20 protein-coding genes are annotated in these 17,728 nt (G+C 69.2%); 8 read left to right on the top strand and 12 right to left on the bottom strand.

Features of this window, described 5'->3' with window-relative positions; all coding sequences use genetic code 11:
• Nucleotides 1–87: 87 nt before the first annotated feature.
• From JMF90_RS40765 to JMF90_RS02880, 4 genes are all read right to left on the bottom strand, one after another.
• On the bottom strand, nt 88–957 hold the full coding sequence (locus tag JMF90_RS40765) for a thiol-disulfide oxidoreductase DCC family protein (RefSeq protein ID WP_011548971.1): 870 nt from the start codon (nt 955–957) through the stop codon (nt 88–90).
• 90 nt (nt 958–1,047) lie between these two features.
• Nucleotides 1,048–1,518 carry a DUF2269 domain-containing protein gene (locus JMF90_RS02890; protein WP_011548970.1) on the bottom strand — a complete coding sequence of 157 codons (471 nt, stop codon included), beginning with the start codon at nt 1,516–1,518 and terminating at the stop codon, nt 1,048–1,050.
• Nucleotides 1,515–2,837, bottom strand: a complete 1,323-nt coding sequence (locus JMF90_RS02885; protein ID WP_011548969.1) for an SDR family oxidoreductase — start codon at nt 2,835–2,837, stop codon at nt 1,515–1,517. The genes JMF90_RS02890 and JMF90_RS02885 overlap by 4 nt, the downstream gene beginning before the upstream one ends.
• An 88-nt stretch (nt 2,838–2,925) precedes the next feature.
• Entirely contained in the window at nt 2,926–3,459 is a 534-nt protein-coding gene (locus tag JMF90_RS02880) for a GbsR/MarR family transcriptional regulator (protein ID WP_011548968.1), read from the bottom strand.
• A 160-nt stretch (nt 3,460–3,619) separates the two neighbouring features.
• Between JMF90_RS02880 and fabV the strand changes: the two genes are divergently transcribed.
• Nucleotides 3,620–4,822, top strand: coding sequence for an enoyl-ACP reductase FabV (gene fabV / locus JMF90_RS02875; protein ID WP_011548967.1), 1,203 nt, complete (start codon nt 3,620–3,622; stop codon nt 4,820–4,822).
• 58 nt (nt 4,823–4,880) lie between these two features.
• On the opposite strand, the gene JMF90_RS02870 is transcribed toward fabV, so the two are convergent.
• The gene (locus tag JMF90_RS02870; protein WP_011548966.1) at nt 4,881–5,585 is read right to left on the bottom strand and encodes an SDR family oxidoreductase; all 705 of its coding nucleotides are present in this window, start codon (nt 5,583–5,585) and stop codon (nt 4,881–4,883) included.
• 340 nt (nt 5,586–5,925) lie between these two features.
• Between JMF90_RS02870 and JMF90_RS02865 the strand changes: the two genes are divergently transcribed.
• Nucleotides 5,926–6,513, top strand: coding sequence for a TetR/AcrR family transcriptional regulator (locus tag JMF90_RS02865; RefSeq protein ID WP_011548965.1), 588 nt, complete (start codon nt 5,926–5,928; stop codon nt 6,511–6,513).
• A 42-nt stretch (nt 6,514–6,555) separates the two neighbouring features.
• Here the strand turns inward: JMF90_RS02865 and JMF90_RS02860 are convergent, their stop codons facing one another.
• Together JMF90_RS02860 and JMF90_RS02855 are read right to left on the bottom strand one after the other, a co-directional pair.
• Entirely contained in the window at nt 6,556–7,134 is a 579-nt protein-coding gene (locus JMF90_RS02860) for a membrane protein (RefSeq protein WP_011548964.1), read from the bottom strand.
• Nucleotides 7,135–7,159: 25 nt separating this feature from the next.
• The gene (locus JMF90_RS02855; RefSeq protein ID WP_011548963.1) at nt 7,160–7,690 is read right to left on the bottom strand and encodes a GNAT family N-acetyltransferase; all 531 of its coding nucleotides are present in this window, start codon (nt 7,688–7,690) and stop codon (nt 7,160–7,162) included.
• Nucleotides 7,691–7,893: 203 nt separating this feature from the next.
• Here JMF90_RS02855 and JMF90_RS02850 point away from each other — a divergent pair, with 203 nt between their 5' ends.
• The 3 genes from JMF90_RS02850 to JMF90_RS02840 all read left to right on the top strand — a co-directional run bounded on the left by JMF90_RS02850 (nt 7,894) and on the right by JMF90_RS02840 (nt 9,312).
• Nucleotides 7,894–8,259 carry a helix-turn-helix transcriptional regulator gene (locus tag JMF90_RS02850; RefSeq protein ID WP_041489456.1) on the top strand — a complete coding sequence of 122 codons (366 nt, stop codon included), beginning with the start codon at nt 7,894–7,896 and terminating at the stop codon, nt 8,257–8,259.
• Entirely contained in the window at nt 8,231–8,716 is a 486-nt protein-coding gene (locus JMF90_RS02845) for an SRPBCC family protein (RefSeq protein ID WP_011548961.1), read from the top strand. The genes JMF90_RS02850 and JMF90_RS02845 overlap by 29 nt, the downstream gene beginning before the upstream one ends.
• Nucleotides 8,717–8,835: 119 nt before the next feature.
• The gene (locus JMF90_RS02840; protein ID WP_011548960.1) at nt 8,836–9,312 is read left to right on the top strand and encodes an SRPBCC family protein; all 477 of its coding nucleotides are present in this window, start codon (nt 8,836–8,838) and stop codon (nt 9,310–9,312) included.
• 15 nt (nt 9,313–9,327) lie between these two features.
• Here JMF90_RS02840 and JMF90_RS02835 read toward each other — a convergent pair whose 3' ends face one another.
• The 4 genes from JMF90_RS02835 to JMF90_RS02820 all read right to left on the bottom strand — a co-directional run bounded on the left by JMF90_RS02835 (nt 9,328) and on the right by JMF90_RS02820 (nt 14,111).
• Complete coding sequence (locus JMF90_RS02835) at nt 9,328–10,443, bottom strand: amidohydrolase (RefSeq protein ID WP_011548959.1); 1,116 nt, start codon at nt 10,441–10,443, stop codon at nt 9,328–9,330.
• A gap of 1 nt (nt 10,444) precedes the next feature.
• On the bottom strand, nt 10,445–11,752 hold the full coding sequence (locus tag JMF90_RS02830; protein WP_011548958.1) for an MFS transporter: 1,308 nt from the start codon (nt 11,750–11,752) through the stop codon (nt 10,445–10,447).
• Between the two features lie 83 nt (nt 11,753–11,835).
• A complete protein-coding gene (locus JMF90_RS02825; RefSeq protein ID WP_011548957.1) occupies nt 11,836–13,128 on the bottom strand; it encodes a CaiB/BaiF CoA-transferase family protein in 1,293 nt (430 codons plus the stop codon).
• Nucleotides 13,125–14,111, bottom strand: a complete 987-nt coding sequence (locus JMF90_RS02820; protein ID WP_011548956.1) for a hydroxymethylglutaryl-CoA lyase — start codon at nt 14,109–14,111, stop codon at nt 13,125–13,127. Before JMF90_RS02820 ends, JMF90_RS02825 begins: the two co-directional genes overlap by 4 nt.
• Nucleotides 14,112–14,284: 173 nt before the next feature.
• On the opposite strand from JMF90_RS02820, the gene JMF90_RS02815 reads away from it, so the two are divergent.
• Both JMF90_RS02815 and JMF90_RS02810 read left to right on the top strand, forming a co-directional pair.
• Complete coding sequence (locus tag JMF90_RS02815; protein WP_011548955.1) at nt 14,285–15,103, top strand: IclR family transcriptional regulator; 819 nt, start codon at nt 14,285–14,287, stop codon at nt 15,101–15,103.
• A gap of 145 nt (nt 15,104–15,248) precedes the next feature.
• Nucleotides 15,249–15,887, top strand: coding sequence for a 2-hydroxychromene-2-carboxylate isomerase (locus JMF90_RS02810; RefSeq protein ID WP_011548954.1), 639 nt, complete (start codon nt 15,249–15,251; stop codon nt 15,885–15,887).
• Between the two features lie 29 nt (nt 15,888–15,916).
• Here the strand turns inward: JMF90_RS02810 and JMF90_RS02805 are convergent, their stop codons facing one another.
• Nucleotides 15,917–16,900, bottom strand: a complete 984-nt coding sequence (locus tag JMF90_RS02805; RefSeq protein WP_011548953.1) for a LysR family transcriptional regulator — start codon at nt 16,898–16,900, stop codon at nt 15,917–15,919.
• 101 nt (nt 16,901–17,001) lie between these two features.
• Here JMF90_RS02805 and JMF90_RS02800 point away from each other — a divergent pair.
• On the top strand, nt 17,002–17,728 hold a 727-nt coding region (locus JMF90_RS02800; protein ID WP_201324950.1), incomplete at its 3' end, for an MFS transporter.

The following is a 17,728-nucleotide window of genomic DNA, read 5'->3' as shown; positions in this document are numbered from 1 at the left end:
GTTCGTGATGGTAGAGCGTATCGAATGCGCCCATCGCGCCCTGCACGATCAGCAGGTTGAGCGCCCAGTCGAAAGCAGGCAACGTGTTCATGCGGTATCCCTCCTCCACAGCCAGACCAGCGGCGGCACCATCGCGACGAGCGCGACGACGTCGATCACTACATGGCCCCACACCTGCGCCTGCCACGACAACAGCATGTCCTGCGGCGCCCAGATCAACAGGCCGGCCAGCAGCCAGCCCCATACTTCCCGTTTCCGTAACCGGTTGCCGAGATGGACGAGCGCGAGCATCCAGACCGCGGCGCACTGCACCGTCGCGCCGAGCAGCGACATCCACCAGACCTGCTGGGCGCGCGCGGCTCCGGGTGCCGCTGCCGACCAGAAATGCCGCTCGATGCCGCGGTGATACGCGTCGAGCCAGGATGCGCCCGCGATCCACGGGAGCACCACGCCGACGAGCAGATGCACGATTGCGGCTGCGTACATCCAGCGCACGACGATGCGGCGCGGGATGTCTTGTGGCGGGCGATTCGCTGCTGCGCTTTCGGCGTTCCTGCCGATGCTGCACGTACCGCCTTCGCAGCAGGCTTCTGCGCGATACCCGAGCCACCGCGATACCGCTTGCCGATTGCCCGCCAGGCGGCGATACAGCGATGCGAATACGGCACGCATCGCCGGCACGCGAAGCAGCCGGACGAGCCCGCGACGGCCGAGTAGCGTGTGAGCAGCGAGGATGCTGTCGATGCCGGTCAGCATGCGTCCGTCGGGTAGACGCGCATGCAGTTCGCGATTCAGCGCGGGCAGGTCGACGTCCAGCGGCACCGGATCGAAACCCGGCTCGGCGATGTCGACGAACGCGAGCCGGTGTCGCACGTCGTGCTCGCCGAGACGCCGGATTTCCGCGACGCATAACGGACATCGCCCATCGAAATACAGCACCAATTCATTTGCATTCATGCTTTGCACTCCTTCTTGTTTTCTCAAGCATCATGAATCGATCGACTGCTGTCCCGCGTACGCCGTCGCTCCCGTGCGACGACGACCGGCTTACATCGGCTTGACCACCATCAGGAAATAGACGGTCAGCATCGCGAAGAACGCCGGATAGCCGAGCAGTTCCCAGCGCTTCGCGTAGCGCCAGTAGCGCGCCGGCAATGCGGCATCGCCGTTCGCGTGCGCAAGCTTCGCCATCGATGCAAGTTCGAGTTGCAGCCAGACGACCGGCAGCCAGCACGCACCGGCAACCGCGTACAGCACGATCGACGCGAGCAGCCACGGCGTATGCCACGGCCAGCCCGCCGTGTGCGCGAGCCACAGCCCGGACGCCGGCTGGAAGATCACGGCCGGCGTCGTGAACCACCAGTCCGCGCGCACCACGAGCCGCGACACGGCCGCGATCGCGGGCACCGACCGCGTGCGGTTCGCGAAGAACAGGTAGAACGCGGTGCCGAACCCCGTGCCGACCAGCAGCACCGAGGACAGGATGTGAAGGGCCTTGATGACGAGATAGGTGTTCATGCTTGTTCTTCTTCTGAATAGAGGATCAACAGGATGGCGAGAATCGGCACGTTCTTGAGCACGGGGCCGAACGGTTCGGCCAGCAGGCCCGGCATCGTGACCGCGATGACCGCCGAGTACGCGACGATCAGCGCCGCCTGCGCGGCCCACAGGCGCCGCGACGGCGCGACGACGGTCGCGATCCCGAACGCGAAATCCACCGCGCTGGCCGCGTAGAGCGCGATCAGCGCGGGCATGCCCGTCAGGTGCGCGGGCGCAAGCAGCGCGAGGCTCGCGTGCAGCGGATGGATGAATGCGCTGGCGATGGCCGTCCAGATCCACACGATCGCGAGCGCGCCCAACAGCAACGGGCGCCGCCACATCGCGAGCGCGTCGCGGCGCAACGCGGCGGCTTCCGCGCCGATGAAGCTGTCGATGCCGCGCGGCGGCCGGCCGAGCACGGCCGCGGTGGCCACCGGATCGCCGGTGTTGCCGCCGCGCAGCATCGTCCACGTGTCGCGCGTCAGCATCGCCCCCGGCCACACGCCGAGCAGCGCGGCCGCCGCGCCGACCAGCCGGCCCGGCAGCGTCACGCGGGCCGCCGGCGGAAATCCGAGCGCGGCGCGATAGGCGGCCAGCATCTCGCGGTATTCGACTTCGTCGCGGCCGACCACGTCGATCACGCGGCGGGCTCGCGCCGGCGGCGAATCGCTCGGCTGCATCACGAGCCGCGCGACGACTTCGGCGAGATCATCGACATGCACCGGGCGCAGTCGCTGATGCCCGCCTGCCGGCAGCACGTGCACGGGCAGGCTCGCGAGCATCCGGAAAAACCGCGCGGACGCGCCGGCCGCCCCGTAGACGAGCGCGGGGCGCACGATGCGGAAGTCGATCGGCAGCGTCTGCAGGAAACGGTCGGCCGCCTGCTTGCTCGCGAAGTACCGCGTGTCGCCGCGCTCGACGCCGAGCGCCGAGATCTGGATCACGCGCCGCACGCCGGCCCGGCAGCACGCGGTAAAGAGCGCGCTCGGCGCGGCGCGATGCACGGCATCGAGCGTCGCGCCGCGTCGATCGGCCAGCATGCCGACCGCGTTGATCACCACGTCGACGCCCTTCAGCCGCGCGAGCCACGCGTGCGGATCGACGTCGTGCGCGAAGTCGATCGCGACGTCGTACGGGCCGGCCGCGTGACGCACGCCGCGCAGCACGCGATGCCCGCCGGCTTCGAGCTGCGCGCACAGCGCCCGCCCGATGAAGCCGTTCGCGCCGCAGACGAGCACGGTCACGCCGCGTACGCCGGTGCGCTCGGGCGGGCAGATCGACGGCAAGGCTGCGTTCATTTTCACTCTCTATTTACAGTTATTTCTGTACAGACAGAAATAACAACCCCGAAAAAAGCGGGCTGCGTGCCCGCTCTCCCGTTACCGCTTACTTCGACGGCTTGCGCCTGACCGTCTGGCTGATCTTCGCGCCGATGCCGAGCGCCTTCATCAGCGTATCGGGCTTGAGCCGCAGCATTTCGTCCGACCAGGTCGTCAGCGTCTCGACGAACTGCAGCGTGTCGCGGATGCGCTGTTCGGTCTCGCGGCTCTCGTTCGCGATCTCCGGGCTCGTCAGGCAATCGCGCAGCACCGTGAGCGTCGGCTCGATCTCGCGCTGCCGCCGCCCTTCGACGATCAGCTTGAACAATTCCCAGATGTCGGTCGACGTCTCGAAGTGGTCGCGGCGGTCGCCGAGCACATGCACGACCTTCGCGAGCCGCCACGCCTGCAGCTCCTTCAGGCTCGTGCTGACGTTGGAGCGCGCGACGTTGAGCGTCTCGGCGATCTCGTCGGCCGCAACCGGCCGTCCGGCCAGGTAGAGCAACGCGTGAATCTGCGAGACGGTGCGGTTGACGCCCCACCGCGAGCCCATTTCGCCCCAGTGGAGAATGAATCGTTCGGCAATCGGTGTGAGTTCCATGGTGGGGAATTTAGTTTTTTCAGTTATTTCTGTCAAGAGAGAAATAACCGGGCGATCCGGCACCTTCCGGTCGCGCCCGCCCGCGATCGGCCGCTTCCTTTACAATGCGCGGGATTTTTCCGATTTCAGGCCGTCCCCGCCTTTCAGACAAGAGGTTTCCATGATCATCAAACCGCGCGTGCGTGGCTTCATCTGCGTGACGACTCATCCGGTCGGCTGCGAAGCCAACGTCAAGGAACAGATCGACTACGTGACTTCGCACGGCCCGATCGCCAATGGCCCGAAAAAGGTGCTCGTGATCGGCGCGTCGACCGGCTACGGCCTCGCCGCCCGGATCTCGGCCGCATTCGGCTCGGGCGCGGACACGCTCGGCGTGTTCTTCGAGCGTGCCGGCAGCGAGACGAAGCCGGGCACGGCCGGCTGGTACAACAGCGCCGCGTTCGAGAAATTCGCCGCGGAAAAGGGGCTGTATGCACGCAGCATCAACGGCGACGCCTTCTCCGACAAGGTCAAGCAGGTCACGATCGACACCATCAAGCAGGATCTCGGCAAGGTCGATCTGGTCGTCTACAGCCTCGCCGCACCGCGCCGTACGCACCCGAAGACCGGCGAAACCATCAGCTCGACGCTCAAGCCGGTCGGCAAGGCCGTCACGTTCCGCGGCCTCGACACCGACAAGGAAGTAATCCGCGAAGTGTCGCTCGAACCGGCGACGCAGGAAGAGATCGACGGCACCGTCGCGGTGATGGGCGGCGAGGACTGGCAGATGTGGATCGACGCGCTCGATGAAGCCGGCGTGCTGGCCGACGGCGCGAAGACCACCGCGTTCACGTACCTCGGCGAGCAGATCACGCACGACATCTACTGGAACGGCTCGATCGGCGAAGCGAAGAAGGATCTCGACAAGAAGGTGCTGTCGATCCGCGACAAGCTGGCCGCGCACGGCGGCGATGCGCGCGTGTCGGTGCTGAAGGCCGTCGTCACGCAAGCCAGCTCGGCGATCCCGATGATGCCGCTGTACCTGTCGCTGCTGTTCAAGGTGATGAAGGAAACCGGCACGCACGAAGGCTGCATCGAGCAGGTGTACGGGCTCCTGAAGGACAGCCTGTACGGCGCGACGCCGCACGTCGACGAAGAAGGCCGCCTGCGCGCGGACTACAAGGAACTCGATCCGCAGGTGCAGGACAAGGTCGTCGCGATGTGGGACAAGGTGACGAACGAGAACCTGTACGAGATGACCGACTTCGCGGGTTACAAGACGGAGTTCCTGCGCCTGTTCGGCTTCGAGATCGCCGGCGTCGACTACGACGCGGACGTGAACCCGGACGTGAAGATCCCGGGCATCATCGACACGACGGTCTGACGCGTCGATCCGCCGCCGCGCTCACGGCGCGGGCGGCGGGTTCGCACGACCGGCGGCGTCAACGCGGCGCCGGTTCTTCCAGATAGACGCCCGACGACAGCGTGGCCTTCACCTGCCGCGTGAACTCGTCGGTCGACACTTCCTCCGCCCCCGCTTCGATGGCGTCGTACGCCTGACGCACGACGTCGGCCGGCGTGGCCTTCGGCACGTCGAGGCCGGCCGTCAGGTCGGTATCGATGAAACCGGCATGCAGCCCGACGACCTGCGTGTGCTGCTCGCGCAGCGAATGGCGCAGCCCGTTGGTCAGCGCCCATGCGGCCGATTTCGACACGCCGTAGCCCGACAGGATCGGCCGGTTCACCCAGCTCGCGACCGACAGGATGTTCAGGATCGCGCCGCCACCGTGGGCCGCGAGGGTGCCCGCGAACGCGCGCGACATCGCCAGCATCCCGAACACGTTGGTCTCCAGGTGCGCGCGCAATGCGTCGACGGCGCCCTCGTCGGTCAGGCTGCCGAGCCGCGCGATGCCGGCATTGTTGATCAGCAGCGTGACGTCGCGCGCCGCATCGGCCGCCGCGGCGACCGCCGCCGGATCGGTCACGTCGAGCTTCACGGGCACGACGCCCGGCAGCGTCACGCTGGCCGGATCGCGCGCGCCCGCGTAGACCTTCCGCGCGCCCCGTTCGAGCGCCTGCTTCGCGAACTCGAGGCCAAGCCCGCGGTTCGCGCCCGTGATGAAAACGACTGCACCTTCGATCTTCATGACCCTTCCTTTCGGAGATTGAATCCCGCGCGTGCCGGTTCGCCGCACGCCCGGAATCCGGTGAAAAACCACGCTGCCATCGTGTACCGAACCGTTGCCCCGCCGGTGCCGACAGCCGGGCCGTCCCGCCGCCCGCGCCTCGCCGCACCCCAGACCCCGACCGACTTCGATCCATGCTGCGCCGGTTGCTTCGCTTCGTCCGCGAAGTCGGCTACACTCGAATCTCAATGTCGATCACCATCGTCTTTGCGATGCATGGTGCCAGCGCGACTTCGGCACGTCAATGGTGATCGCCATTGTGTTTTCAATCGACGCAATTGCAGGAATGAGGGAGGGATCGATGGGCGTCTCGAGACAACAGGCGGCGGAAAACCGCCACGCGATCGTCGCGGCCGCCGAGCGGCTGTTCCGGCTGCGCGGCGTCGACGCCGTCGGGCTGACGGAATTGATGAAGGAAGCCGGCTTCACGCAGGGCGGCTTCTACAACCATTTCAAGTCGAAGGACGCGCTGGTCGCCGAAGTGATGGACAAGGCGATGCAGGATCGCGCGGATTCGCCGAACGCCGGCAGCGTCGCGAAACAGGTAACGGCGTACCTGTCGGGCGCGCATCGCGACAACGTCGAGGGCGGCTGCCCGCTGTCGGGCTTCGCGGGCGATGCGCCGCGGCTGACCGACGCGGCGCGCGCCTGCTACACGCGCGGCGTCGCCGCGTATCTCGAGCGACTGGAACGCATGGTGGCCACGGAAGGCTCGGCCGCGGCCGACGCGCGCGACGACGCGATCGCCGTTCTCAGCCAGATGGTCGGCGCGCTCGTGCTGTCACGCGCTGTCGCCGGCACCGATCCCGCGTTGGCCGACGAGATTCTCGATGCGGCGCGCCGCACGCTCGTCGGGCAGCCGGACGATCCAGCCGCCGTGCCGGCATAGCGGCTCATCGGCATTCGCGCGCGACCGCGTCGCCATCGCGCGCTATCGGACTGCCCGCGCGGCGTCCCACAGCGGCTGCGCACCGCGCGCCGCATTCCACGCGGCAAACTGCGTGCGCCACGATTCGAACGGCTGCGCGAGCGGATGGCGCGGGTCGTCGCTGAGCGCATACGCCATCCCTTCGATCAGCCAGCGCGGCTTCGTCACGACGGCGAGGTTGCCGAGCACTTCCGCCTGCCGGTGATGGATCAGCTCGTGCGCGAGAAAGTAGGTCTGCCAGCCGCGCGGCGCGATCACCACGCCGAAATCGCCGAGCGTCAGCCCCGCGCGCGCGCCGAGGCCGAACGCATCGGCGCACGTGCGCGTCGAGCAGAACACGACGCGCGGCGCGGCCCGGAACGGGCCGACGGCCGCCGCCGCGCGCGCGGAGCCGTCGCGATAGAGCTGCTGCGCCGCGCCGAGCTTCGCGACATCGTCCGTGCAGATGTCGGCGCTCGGGCACGACACGCCCGGAATCAGCGCGGGCGCGACGACGCGCAACGGCTTGACGAGCGCATACGCGGCAATCGGCAGCGCGACGAGCAGGCCCGTGAGGGCGAAAGCGACGTGGGCGCGTTTCATCGAGGCGGCGGTTCGACGGATGCCATTACGCGAGCTGCTTGTGGAAAAACGTCGTCGCGCACAGCGCGCCGTCGGGCATCAGCGCATAGTTCGGCACGACGCCGACGCGCTGCCAGCCGGCCCGCTCGTACAGCCGTTCGGCGTCGCCGCCCGTCACCGTGTCGAGCACGAGCACGGTCTTGCCGGCGTCGCGCGCGGCCGCTTCGGCGGCCGCCATCAGCCGCGCGGCGACGCCCTGCCGGCGCGCGTACCGCGACACGAGCATCTTCGCGATGTCCGCGCGATGCGGCTGGTTCTCCGGCTGCGCGGTTACGACCTGCACGGTGCCGACGATCCGGCCGGACGCATCCTCGGCGACGAGCAGGATGCGCTCGTCGTTCGCGACGCCCTCGGCCACGCGCGTCCAGAACGCGACGGCGGTCGGCCGCGCGATCGGCAACATGAAGCTGACGGATGCGCCACCTTCGACGCAATCGATCAGCACGTCGGCCAGCGCGTCGACACAAGCCATCGCTTCGCTCGCGCCGACGCGGCGCACGGTAACAGGTTCGGTCATGCCTTCTCCGGTAGTCAGGTGGGCCGCACGCACGGGTTCGGCGTGGGCCGGAATCGGAAACGACACCGGCCAGGCGTCGAGGCGGGCTCAACGGCGACGGGCGTCCGGCAACGCGGCGCCCGGTCGGCGCGTGTTACCGCCCCACTATCGTACGTGACGAAAATGTTCGCTGCATGCCTGCAACATCGCCTACACTTAGCCGAATGGATAACCTTCAAGCCGGCCTCAGCGACGTGTTCCATGCCCTCGCCGATCCGACGCGCTGCGCGATCGTCAGCGCGCTCGGCCAGGGCGAGCGGACCGTCTCCGCGCTGGCCGCGCCGTTCGACATGGCGCTGCCGTCGTTCATGAAGCACGTCGCGGTGCTCGAGCGCAGCGGCCTCGTCGCGACCCGGAAAACCGGCCGCTCGCGCACCTGCGTGCTGGTCGGCAGCCGGCTGACCGAGGCCGAGGCATGGCTCGCCGCGCAGCGCGCGCAATGGGAAGCGCGATCCGATCGTCTCGTCGAATTCGTCGAACGCCGTCACCAGGAGGAGCAAGATGTCAGCCAGCCACGTCGAACCCGCTGAAGCCCACGATCTCGTCATCACGCGCACGCTGCGCGCCCCGCGCCAGGCGCTCTGGCGCGCCTGGACCGACCCCGCGCTGCTGAAGGAATGGTGGTGCCCGAAACCATGGACCACCGAGGTGCGCGCGTTCGACCTGCGGCCGGGCGGCGCTTTCCATACGTTCATGCGCGGCCCCGACGGCGGCACGAGCGACAACCCCGGCTGCTTCCTCGAGATCGTGCCGGAATCGCGGCTCGCGTTCACGTCGATGCTCGCGGGCGGCTGGCGGCCGCAGACGCCGTGGCTGGGCTTCACGGCGATCATCACGATGGCCGACGACGACGCGGGCAGCCGCTACGAAGCGCGCGTGATGCATCCCGACGCCGCGACGCGCGAGCGCCACGAAGCGCTCGGCTTTTTCGAGGGCTGGAACACCTGCATCACGCAGCTCGACGACTTCGCCGCCGCGCTGCGCTGACCGCCGCCTCGCGTGCGGTCATTGCATGCCGCCGCGCCCGCGCCTAGGATTCCTGAAGGAAGCATGACGACACGCCGGGCGCCGGCGTGCACCGTCTCGCACGCTTCGCGGGAGGCGACATGTTGCACACGCACACGCATTCGACCCGGGTCAGCCGGCACCTGAACGCGCCGCGGGGGCGCGTCTATCGCGCGCTGCTCGACCCGCACGCGGTCGAGCAATGGAAGGTGCCCGACGGCATGACCTGCCGCGTGCACGCCTACGACACGCGCGAAGGCGGCGCGCTGCGCGTGTCGCTGAGCTACGACGCACCGTCGGCCGGCAACGGCAAGACCACCGCGCGCACCGACACCTATCACGGCCGCTTCGTCACGCTCGTGCCCGACCAGCAGATCGTCGAGATCGATGTATTCGAAACCGACGATCCGATGCTGCGCGGCGCGATGACGATCACGATCACGCTGTCCGACGAAGCGGGCGGCACGCGCGTGGACGCCGTGCACGACGGCGTGCCGCCCGGCGTGCCGGCCGCCGACAACGAGACCGGCTGGCAGATGGCGCTGGCGCGGCTCGCGGCGCTGGTGGAAGCCGGGTGACGCCGCGCCCGCGCGTCAGCCGAGCCGGTACGCGTGCGTGACCGTGCCGCGGAACAGCGCGTCGCGCTCGTCCGCGCTGGCCTGCGCGGTCAGTCGCTTGAACGCGTTCCAGCCGTTCACGAACGAATACGAGCCCTTGTCGACCGGGAAATTGCTCTCGAACATGCAGCGCCCGGGGCCGAACGCGTCGATGCAGGTCATCATCCACGGCTTCCACGCGTCGGCGAGTTGCGCCGAAGACGGCGGCTTCGCGCCTTTCTCGAAATCGAACCCGTTGATGCGCATCCCGAGGCCGCCGACCTTCACGTACACGTTCGGCAATTGCGCGAGCGTGCGCATCGACGCCGACCAGCGCTCGAACACCTCCGGCCGCTTGTCCGCATAGCTGCCGATCCGCACGACGCCGCCGCAATGGTTGACGATGATCCGCGTCTCCGGGTTCGCTTTGGCGAGATCGAATAATTCGGGCAACTGCGGGAAGAACAGCCACGCGTCGTACGACAGCCCGAGCGGCGCAAGTTGCGCGACGCCGGCCCGGTACGCGGGATCGAGCAGCAGCCCGCGCGGCACCGCCGACAGCGGATTCGCGAGCGTCGGATCGGCATCCCACGTACTCAGGTGCCGCACGCCGCGAAACCGTCCGCGCCCCGCTTCGAGATGCGCTTCCAGCACGTCGCGCACGCGTTCGCCGAGCCGCAGGTCCGCATGGCCGACGATGCCTTTCGCGACAGCCACGGGGCCGTGCTGAAGCGGCTCGGTCACGCCGGCGACGTAAGCCGTCTCGCCCACCGGCTTCAGTTCGGCCGGGCCCGAATCGCGGTAACGCGTCTGCGCCTGCATGTAGACGGACGCCTGGATGTTGTGGCCCGAGCGCGCGTCCCGCAGATAGTCGTCGAGCATGTAGATCCAGCCCGGCCGTTCGTAGAAGTGATGATGCGCGTCGACGATCGGCAGGTCGGGCTCGAGCGCGGGTTCGAGCGCCGACGCGAGCCAGTCGGGGCGGACCGCGAGGTAGTTGCTTTGCGTCATGCGGGAGGCTCCATCATGGGCCGGCGTCTCGGCGAACGCGGGCAGCGCGAGCGAGGCGGCGGCCGCACCGATCAACCGGCGCCGTTTGATCGAAAAGGTCATGTCATTCGCTCCGGTCGAACGCGTACAGCGACAGCGTGAGCAACGTCGTGATCGCCAGCACGATCGCGAGGCCGAGCATCCCGGCCGTGAAGGTGCCGAAGCTGTCCTTCAGGTAGCCGACGAGATAGGGGCCCGCGAAGCCGCCAAGCGCGCCGATCGAATTGATCAGCGCCAGCCCGCCGGCCGCGGCCTGGCCCGACAGGAAGCGCGACGGCAGCGTGTAGAAGATCGTGCGGCCGGCAATCGTGCCGATCAGCGCGAGCGTGATGCCGACGAGCGCCGGCCCGAGCGTCAGGAAATGCGTCGACACGCCGAGCGCCACCGCGCCGATGCACAAGCCGATCGCCAGGTTCGCGACCGGGCCGCCGCGACGGTCCACCCGCTTCGCCCACCACAGCAGCGCGATCGTGGCGAAGAAGTACGGCACCGCGGAGAGCCAGCCGGTCTGCATCGTCGACATCCCGTGCGCCTTCAGCATTTGCGGCAACCAGATGCCGATGCCGTACGAACCCATCGTGAAGCCGAACGAGATCAGCGCAAGCACGTAGACGCGTACGTCGCGCAGCGCGACGCCGAAGCGCTTCTTGCGGCCGGCGGCCGCGCCGTCACGCTCGAACGCGCGCTGCAGCGCGGCCCGCTCGTCGTCCGACAGCCACGCGGCATTCGCCGGCGAATCCGACAGCAGCTTCAGCACGAGGAAGCCGAGCGCGCACGCGGGCAGCCCTTCGACGATGAACATCCACTTCCAGCCGGCGAGCCCGAACGTGCCGTCGAGCTGCAGCAGCCACGTCGACAGCGGGCCGCCGACCAGCGACGACAGCGGCGTCGACACGGTGAACCACGCGAGCACGCGCGTGCGGTAGCTCGCCGGAAACCACACGGCGAGGAAGAAGATCACGCCGGGAAAGAACCCGGCCTCGCCGATGCCGAGCAGCAGCCGGATCGCGTAGAAGCTGGTCGGCCCGGTCGCGAGCGCGGTCGCGGCCGCCATCAGCCCCCACGTGATCATGATGCGGGCGAGCCAGCGGCGCGCGCCGAAGCGGTACAGCGCGAGATTGCTCGGCACTTCGAACACGCAGTAGCCGGCGAACATGATCCCCGCACCCCAGCCGAACTGCGTCGCGGTCAGCCCGAGATCGCGGTTCATCGTGAGCGCCGCGAAGCCGACGCTGGTGCGATCCAGGTAGTTGAAGAAATACGCGAGCGCGAGCAGCGGGATGAAGCGCCACGCGGCCTTGCGCACGGCCCGTTGCTCGATCGACGTGTCGGTCTCGCGATCGGCGGGCAGCGCCGGGGAAGCGGATGTCATGGTTGTCTCCGTGGATGCGGCGCTCCTCTGCCGCGCGGTGCGCGGCCCGGACGCCTTTGTTCGTTCGATGAATCGCGGCCGCGCTACGCGCTCGCCACTTCGTTCGCCGACGGCGCGCCGCCCGGCGCGTCGCCGTGCGCGGCGGCGTCCGCGCCGTACCGCCCCGCGACGACGCCGGCCTCGATCAGCGCACGCGCGTCGTCCGGCGTGTAGCCGAGTTCGCCGAGCAGCGCGCACGTGTCCTGGCCGAGCGCGGGCGGCGCCGAGCGCAGCCGCAGGCGTTCGCCCGCGAGCGTCAGCGGCAGCAGCGCGGTGCGCGTGTCGACCGGCCGCCCGGCGCTGCTCGCGTCGGCCGGCAGCGTCACGGCTTCGAGGCCGCCCGTGGCGAGCAGATGCGGATCGTCGAACAGGTCCTGCGGCTTCGTGATCGGCGCATACGGCAGGCCGGTCGATTCGAAGATCGCGCCGATCTCCGCGGCCGGGTACGGCGCCAGCCGCGAACGCAGCTCGGGCAGCAGCCATTCGCGCGCCTGCACGCGCAGGTTGTTGGTCGCGAGCCGCGGATCGTCCTTCAGCGCGGCCAGGCCGAACGCGTCGCAGAACAACACCCACTGCGTGTCCGACACGACCGCGAGAAAAATCTGTTCGTCGTCCTTGACGGAGAACACGTCGTAGACGGCCCACGCCGAAATCCGGCTCGGCATCGGCGACGCGGCCTGCCCCGTCACCGCGAACTGCATCATGTGCTGCGCGACGAGGAACACGTTGTTCTCGAACAGCGAACTCTGCACCTGCTGGCCGCGGCCCGTACGCTCGCGCTGCGCGAGCGCGGCCATCGCGCCGATCGCGCCGAACATGCCGCCCATGATGTCGTTCACGCTCGCGCCCGCACGCAGCGGCCGCCCTTCGGGGCCCGTCATGTAGGCCAGGCCGCCCATCATCTGCACGACCTCGTCGAGCGCGGTGCGATGCTCGTACGGCCCCGGCAGGAAGCCCTTGTGCGACACGTAGACGAGGCGCGGATTCAGCGCGTCCAGTTGCGGGTAACCGAGCCCGAGCCGGTCCATCGTGCCGCTCTTGAAGTTCTCGCTGAAGACGTCCGCCGTCGCAACGAGCCGCCGCACGATCTCGAGCCCGCGCGGGTCCTTCACGTCGACCGCGACGCTCTTCTTGTTGCGGTTGAACATCCCGAAGAAGCCCGCGCCGGAACCGCGCAGCGCGCGCGTGCTGTCGCCCGCGATCGGTTCGATCTTGATCACTTCCGCGCCGAGATCCGCGAGCAGCATCCCGCACGTCGGGCCCATCACCATGTGCGTCATCTCGATCACGCGCACGCCCGCGTACGGCAGCGCGGCAGCCTGTTGTCGATCGTTCATCGTGCGACTCCCGTCACGCATCCTTCCGGTTGCGCGGCCGACGGCGCGCGGCCATCCGCATAGCGGAAGCCCTTCGGCAACCCTGCGTCCGGCACGTGGCCGTACAGCGTCTCGGACGGCAGCGCCGCCTGCAGGATCGCGCGCGCGGCGAGCAGTGCGTCGACGTCGATGCCCGTGTCGTATCCCATCGCTTCGAGCAGGAACACGAGATCCTCGGTGACGATGTTGCCGGTCGCGCCCGGCGCATACGGGCAGCCGCCGAGGCCGCCCTGACTCGCGTCGATCGTCGTCACGCCGACGTCGAGCGCCGCGACGACGTTCGCGAGCCCCTGCCCGCGCGTGTTGTGGAAATGCGCGCCGCCGGCCTTGTCGCCGACTTCGCGCCGCAGCCGCGTGAACAGCCGGCGCACCTGCGCGGGGTTCGCATAACCGCTGGTATCGGACAGGCCGATTTCGTCGACACCGCATTCGGCCATCGCGACGGCCATCGCGATCGTCTCGTCGTCGGAGACCGCGCCCGCAATCGTGCAACCGAACGCGACCGACACGCCCGCCTCGATCTGCACCGACGGAAACCGTGCATCGCGCAATGCGACGATCGCGCGCACCTCGTCGATCATCTGCGCGGGCGTCTTGCGGATGTTCGCCACCGAATGGGCTTCCGTCACCGAGACCGGCAACGTCAGCTTGTGCACGCCCGCGTCGAACGCGCCCTCGGCGCCGCGCAGATTCGGCGCGAGCGCGGCGACGTGCAGCCCGGGAATCGCAAGCGCGTGCGCGACGACTTCGCGTACGTCGGCCATCTGCGGCAACAGCGCGGGCGGCACGAACGACCCGACCTCGATCTCGCGCAGGCCGGCCGCGGCCAGCGCGGTGATCCAGCGCAGCTTGGCGGCTGTCGGCATCACGGTCTTGATGCTCTGCAGCCCGTCGCGCGGGCCGACCTCGCTGACCAGCACCTTCGTGTTTTCTGAAACCTTCATTCGACACCTCATCGTTCTGCCTGAAAGAACATAGTTCTGTTTGACAGAACTTTAAGCGTGCATCGAATAGGCGATAAGCGGGGTATACCCGTGAAATCGCGTTTTTCTGGAACTTGTGTTCTGTCAGATAGAACGATATAGTCCACCGACCATCATTCGAAGGAAGCAGGTCCGTGCCCAGGAATCCAGCAGATCACGCCGGCGACGCAGCCGATCCGGCGACGGAAGAAACGTCCAGCGGCGTCGCGGTGCTCGACCGCGCGTTCGCGATCCTCCGTGCGTTCGGCCAGACCGACGACCGGCTGTCGCTCGCCGAGTTGTCGCGCCGCACCGGGCTGTACAAGAGCACGATCCTGCGCCTGCTCGCCGCGCTCGAGCATGGCGGATTCATGCGCAAGCTCGACGACGGCCAGTACGCGGTCGGGCACGAGCCGTTGCGGCTCGCCGCGCTGTACCAGCGTTCGTTCCGTGTCGGCCCGGTGGTCGAGCCGCTCCTCGAGACGCTGAGCCGCGAGCTCGGGGAAACGGCGTCGTTCTACGTGCGTCAGGGCGACGTGCGCTCCGTGCTGTATCGCGTCGAGCCCGCGCGGGCGGTGCGCGTGTCGATCCGCGTCGGCGAGGAGTTTCCGGTCGGCCAGGGCGCATCGGGCAAGGTGCTGCTGGCCTTCACCGACACGCACGACGCCCGCTGGAACGACGTGCGCGAACAGCTGTGGGCCGCGTCGTACGGCGAGCGCGACCCGGAAACGGCCTCGGCGTCCGTGCCCGTGTTCGGCGCGGCCGGCGAATGCGTCGGTGCGCTGACGGTGTCGGGCCCGAAATCGCGGCTCGCCGCCGCGCCGGCGATGACGGCGGCGCTCGCGATGCTGCTGCCGCTCGCGCAGAAGGCGACCGTCGCCCTCGGCGGCGCGGGCGCGCGCTACGACGCGCCGGCCGTGCGCGACAGTCTCGCGCGGCTCGCATCGTCGACGGACGACGACGCCCGGTCGTAGGACGCCGGTTGCGGGCGGCACGCGATACGGCAGCGCGAAAAGCGGCCGCATGCGACACTGGCCGCCGATGCACGCAGCGCGCCGTTTGCCGGCGACGCACCGAACGTGCAACCGTCAACCGGACCCGCCCGAGGAGACACCCGCGATGAACGCCGCGCGCACCGCCAGCTGGTATTTCGATTTCGTTTCGCCATTCGCCTACCTGCAACAGGAGCAGTTCGACCGGTTGCCGCCCGCCGCCGCGTTCGAACCGCGGCCGATCGTGCTCGGCGCGCTGCTCGCGCACTGGGGCCAGAAAGCGCCGGCCGAGATCGCGGCCAAGCGCGTGTTCACCTATCGGCATGCGCAATACCGCGCGGACAAGCTCGGCATTGCGTTCCGGATGCCGCCCGCGCACCCGTTCAATCCGATCAAGCCGCTGCGCCTCGCGATCGCGATGGGCAGCTCGCGCGACGCGATCCGGCGGATCTTCCGGCATATCTGGCGCGACGGTCAGGACGTATCGACGCCGGAAGGCTTCGCCGCGTTGTGCGAAGCGGTCGGCTTTCCGGAGGGCGTGACGGCCGTCGAGGCCCAGCCGGTGAAGGACGCGCTGCGCGCGAACACGGATCGCGCGATCGCCGAGAACGTATTCGGCGTGCCGACTTTCGTGCTCGACGGCGACCTGTTCTGGGGCGAGGACGCGACCGACATGTTCGTCGACTGCGCGACGTCGCGCGCGTGGCTCGATTCGCCCGAGGTACGCCGCATCAGTGCCCTGCCGGAAGGAATCCGGCGCGGCTGACCGCGAGCCGCCGCCCGGCACCACCCGCTTCAGCTGTCGCGCCCTTCGACCAGCGCCGGCACGGCCTCGCGCATCATCGCGGCGAACCGCACGAGCCGCGACGGATAGAACTGCGCATGCGGATAAGTGAGGTAGACCGGTAGCGGCGCGGCCTGCCACTCCGGCGCGAGGTGCACGAGATCGCCGCGCGCGAGATCGTCGGCCAGCATCCACGACGACCCGACGCACGCGCCGACGCCCAGCAGCGCCGCGCTGCGCAGCGCATACAGGTTCGCGGTCGTGATGCGCGGGCGGATCGCGATGCGCCGCGTGTCGCCGGTGGCCGCATGCGTCAGCGCAAGCTCGGTGCGGTAGTACGTGCGCAACGCGAGCCACGGCAGCGCGGCGAGCGCGTCCGGATCGGCCGGCACGTCGGCGCCGTTCAGCACGGACGGCGCGGCGACCACGAAGCGCGGCACCTTCGTCAGCCGGATCGCGACCACGCCCGGATCGGTCGGCTCGCCGACCTGGATCGCGCAATCGATGCCGCTGCCGACGAAATCGCGCACCTCGTCCTGCAGCAGCCATTCGACCGACACGCGCGGATAGTCGCGCAGGAACTGCGCGAGCGGCGCGACGAAACGCTGCTGGCCGAACGCGTGCGGCACCGCGACGCGCAGCAGCCCGTCCGGCTCCTCCTGCGCGCCGCGCAAATCGGCCTCGAACGCCGCCCAGCTCGCCAGCAACTCCTTCGCCTGCTTGAAGCACCGTTCGCCGTCGACGGTCAGCCGCATCGTATGGGTCGTGCGTTGCAGCAGCCGCATGCCGAGCGAATTTTCCAGCGCCTGCAGCCGCCGGCTGATGGTCGGCTGCGTCGTATGCAGTTGCACGGCGGCCGCCGACAGGCTGCCGGCCTCGACTATGCGCACGAAGGTTTCCATCAGCTCGAAACGATAGCCGGCGCCGTCCACCGGCACCGCCTGGATGCGCCGAGACCCGCCAGCAGCGGGAGAAGGAGAGGATTTTTCGGTCATTCGTGGAGCGTATAACAAATCTGCGCGGGGTGGCACTACCGTCGCCGGCCGCGTACCGCCACACTCGCGTCCATCCCATTCTTCCACCGAGGATGTACGCGATGTCCACCCCGACCCGTCTCGATGCCGCGCCGCGCGCGGCGCACGCCCCGGCCCGTCCGGCCGCGGCCGCCCATTCGATGCCCGATCGCCGGCTCGTGCTGCTGCTCGCGGCCGCCGCCGGCCTCGGCGTCGCCCCGCTCTACTACGCGCAGCCGATGCTCGGCGCGCTCGCGCCCGATCTCGGCGCGTCGGCGCGGGCGATCGGCTTCGTGCCGACGCTCACGCAGCTCGGCTATGCGCTCGGCATCCTGCTGCTCGCGCCGCTCGGCGACCGCTTCGACCGGCGCCGCGTGATCGTGACCAAGGCCGCCGCGCTGGTCGTCGCGCTGCTGTTGGCGTCGATCGCGCCGTCGCTCGGGCTGCTGCTCGCGGCGAGCTTCGCGATCGGCCTCGCCGCGACGATGGCGCAGGACGTCGTGCCGGCCGCCGCGACGCTCGCGCACGACGCGCATCGCGGCCGGATCGTCGGCACGGTGATGACGGGGTTGCTGCTCGGCATCCTGCTGTCGCGCGTCGTGGCAGGATTCGTCGCCGAGACGGCCGGCTGGCGCGCGATGTTCGCGCTCGCGGCCGCCAGCGTCGCCGTGATCGGCGCCGTGGCCGCACGCGGATTGCCGCGCTTCGAGCCGACCACGCGGCTGCCGTATCGCGCGCTGATCGGCTCGCTCGGCGCGCTGTGGCGCGCGCATTCGGCACTGCGCCGCGCCGCGCTCGCGCAGGGGCTGC

It is taken from the genome of Burkholderia sp. E168m23 (assembly GCF_016586125.1).
GTDB classification, from domain to species: domain Bacteria; phylum Pseudomonadota; class Gammaproteobacteria; order Burkholderiales; family Burkholderiaceae; genus Burkholderia; species Burkholderia orbicola.
Note: the sequence above shows the minus strand (reverse complement) of the source record. Positions and strands in the feature narration are given on the sequence as shown.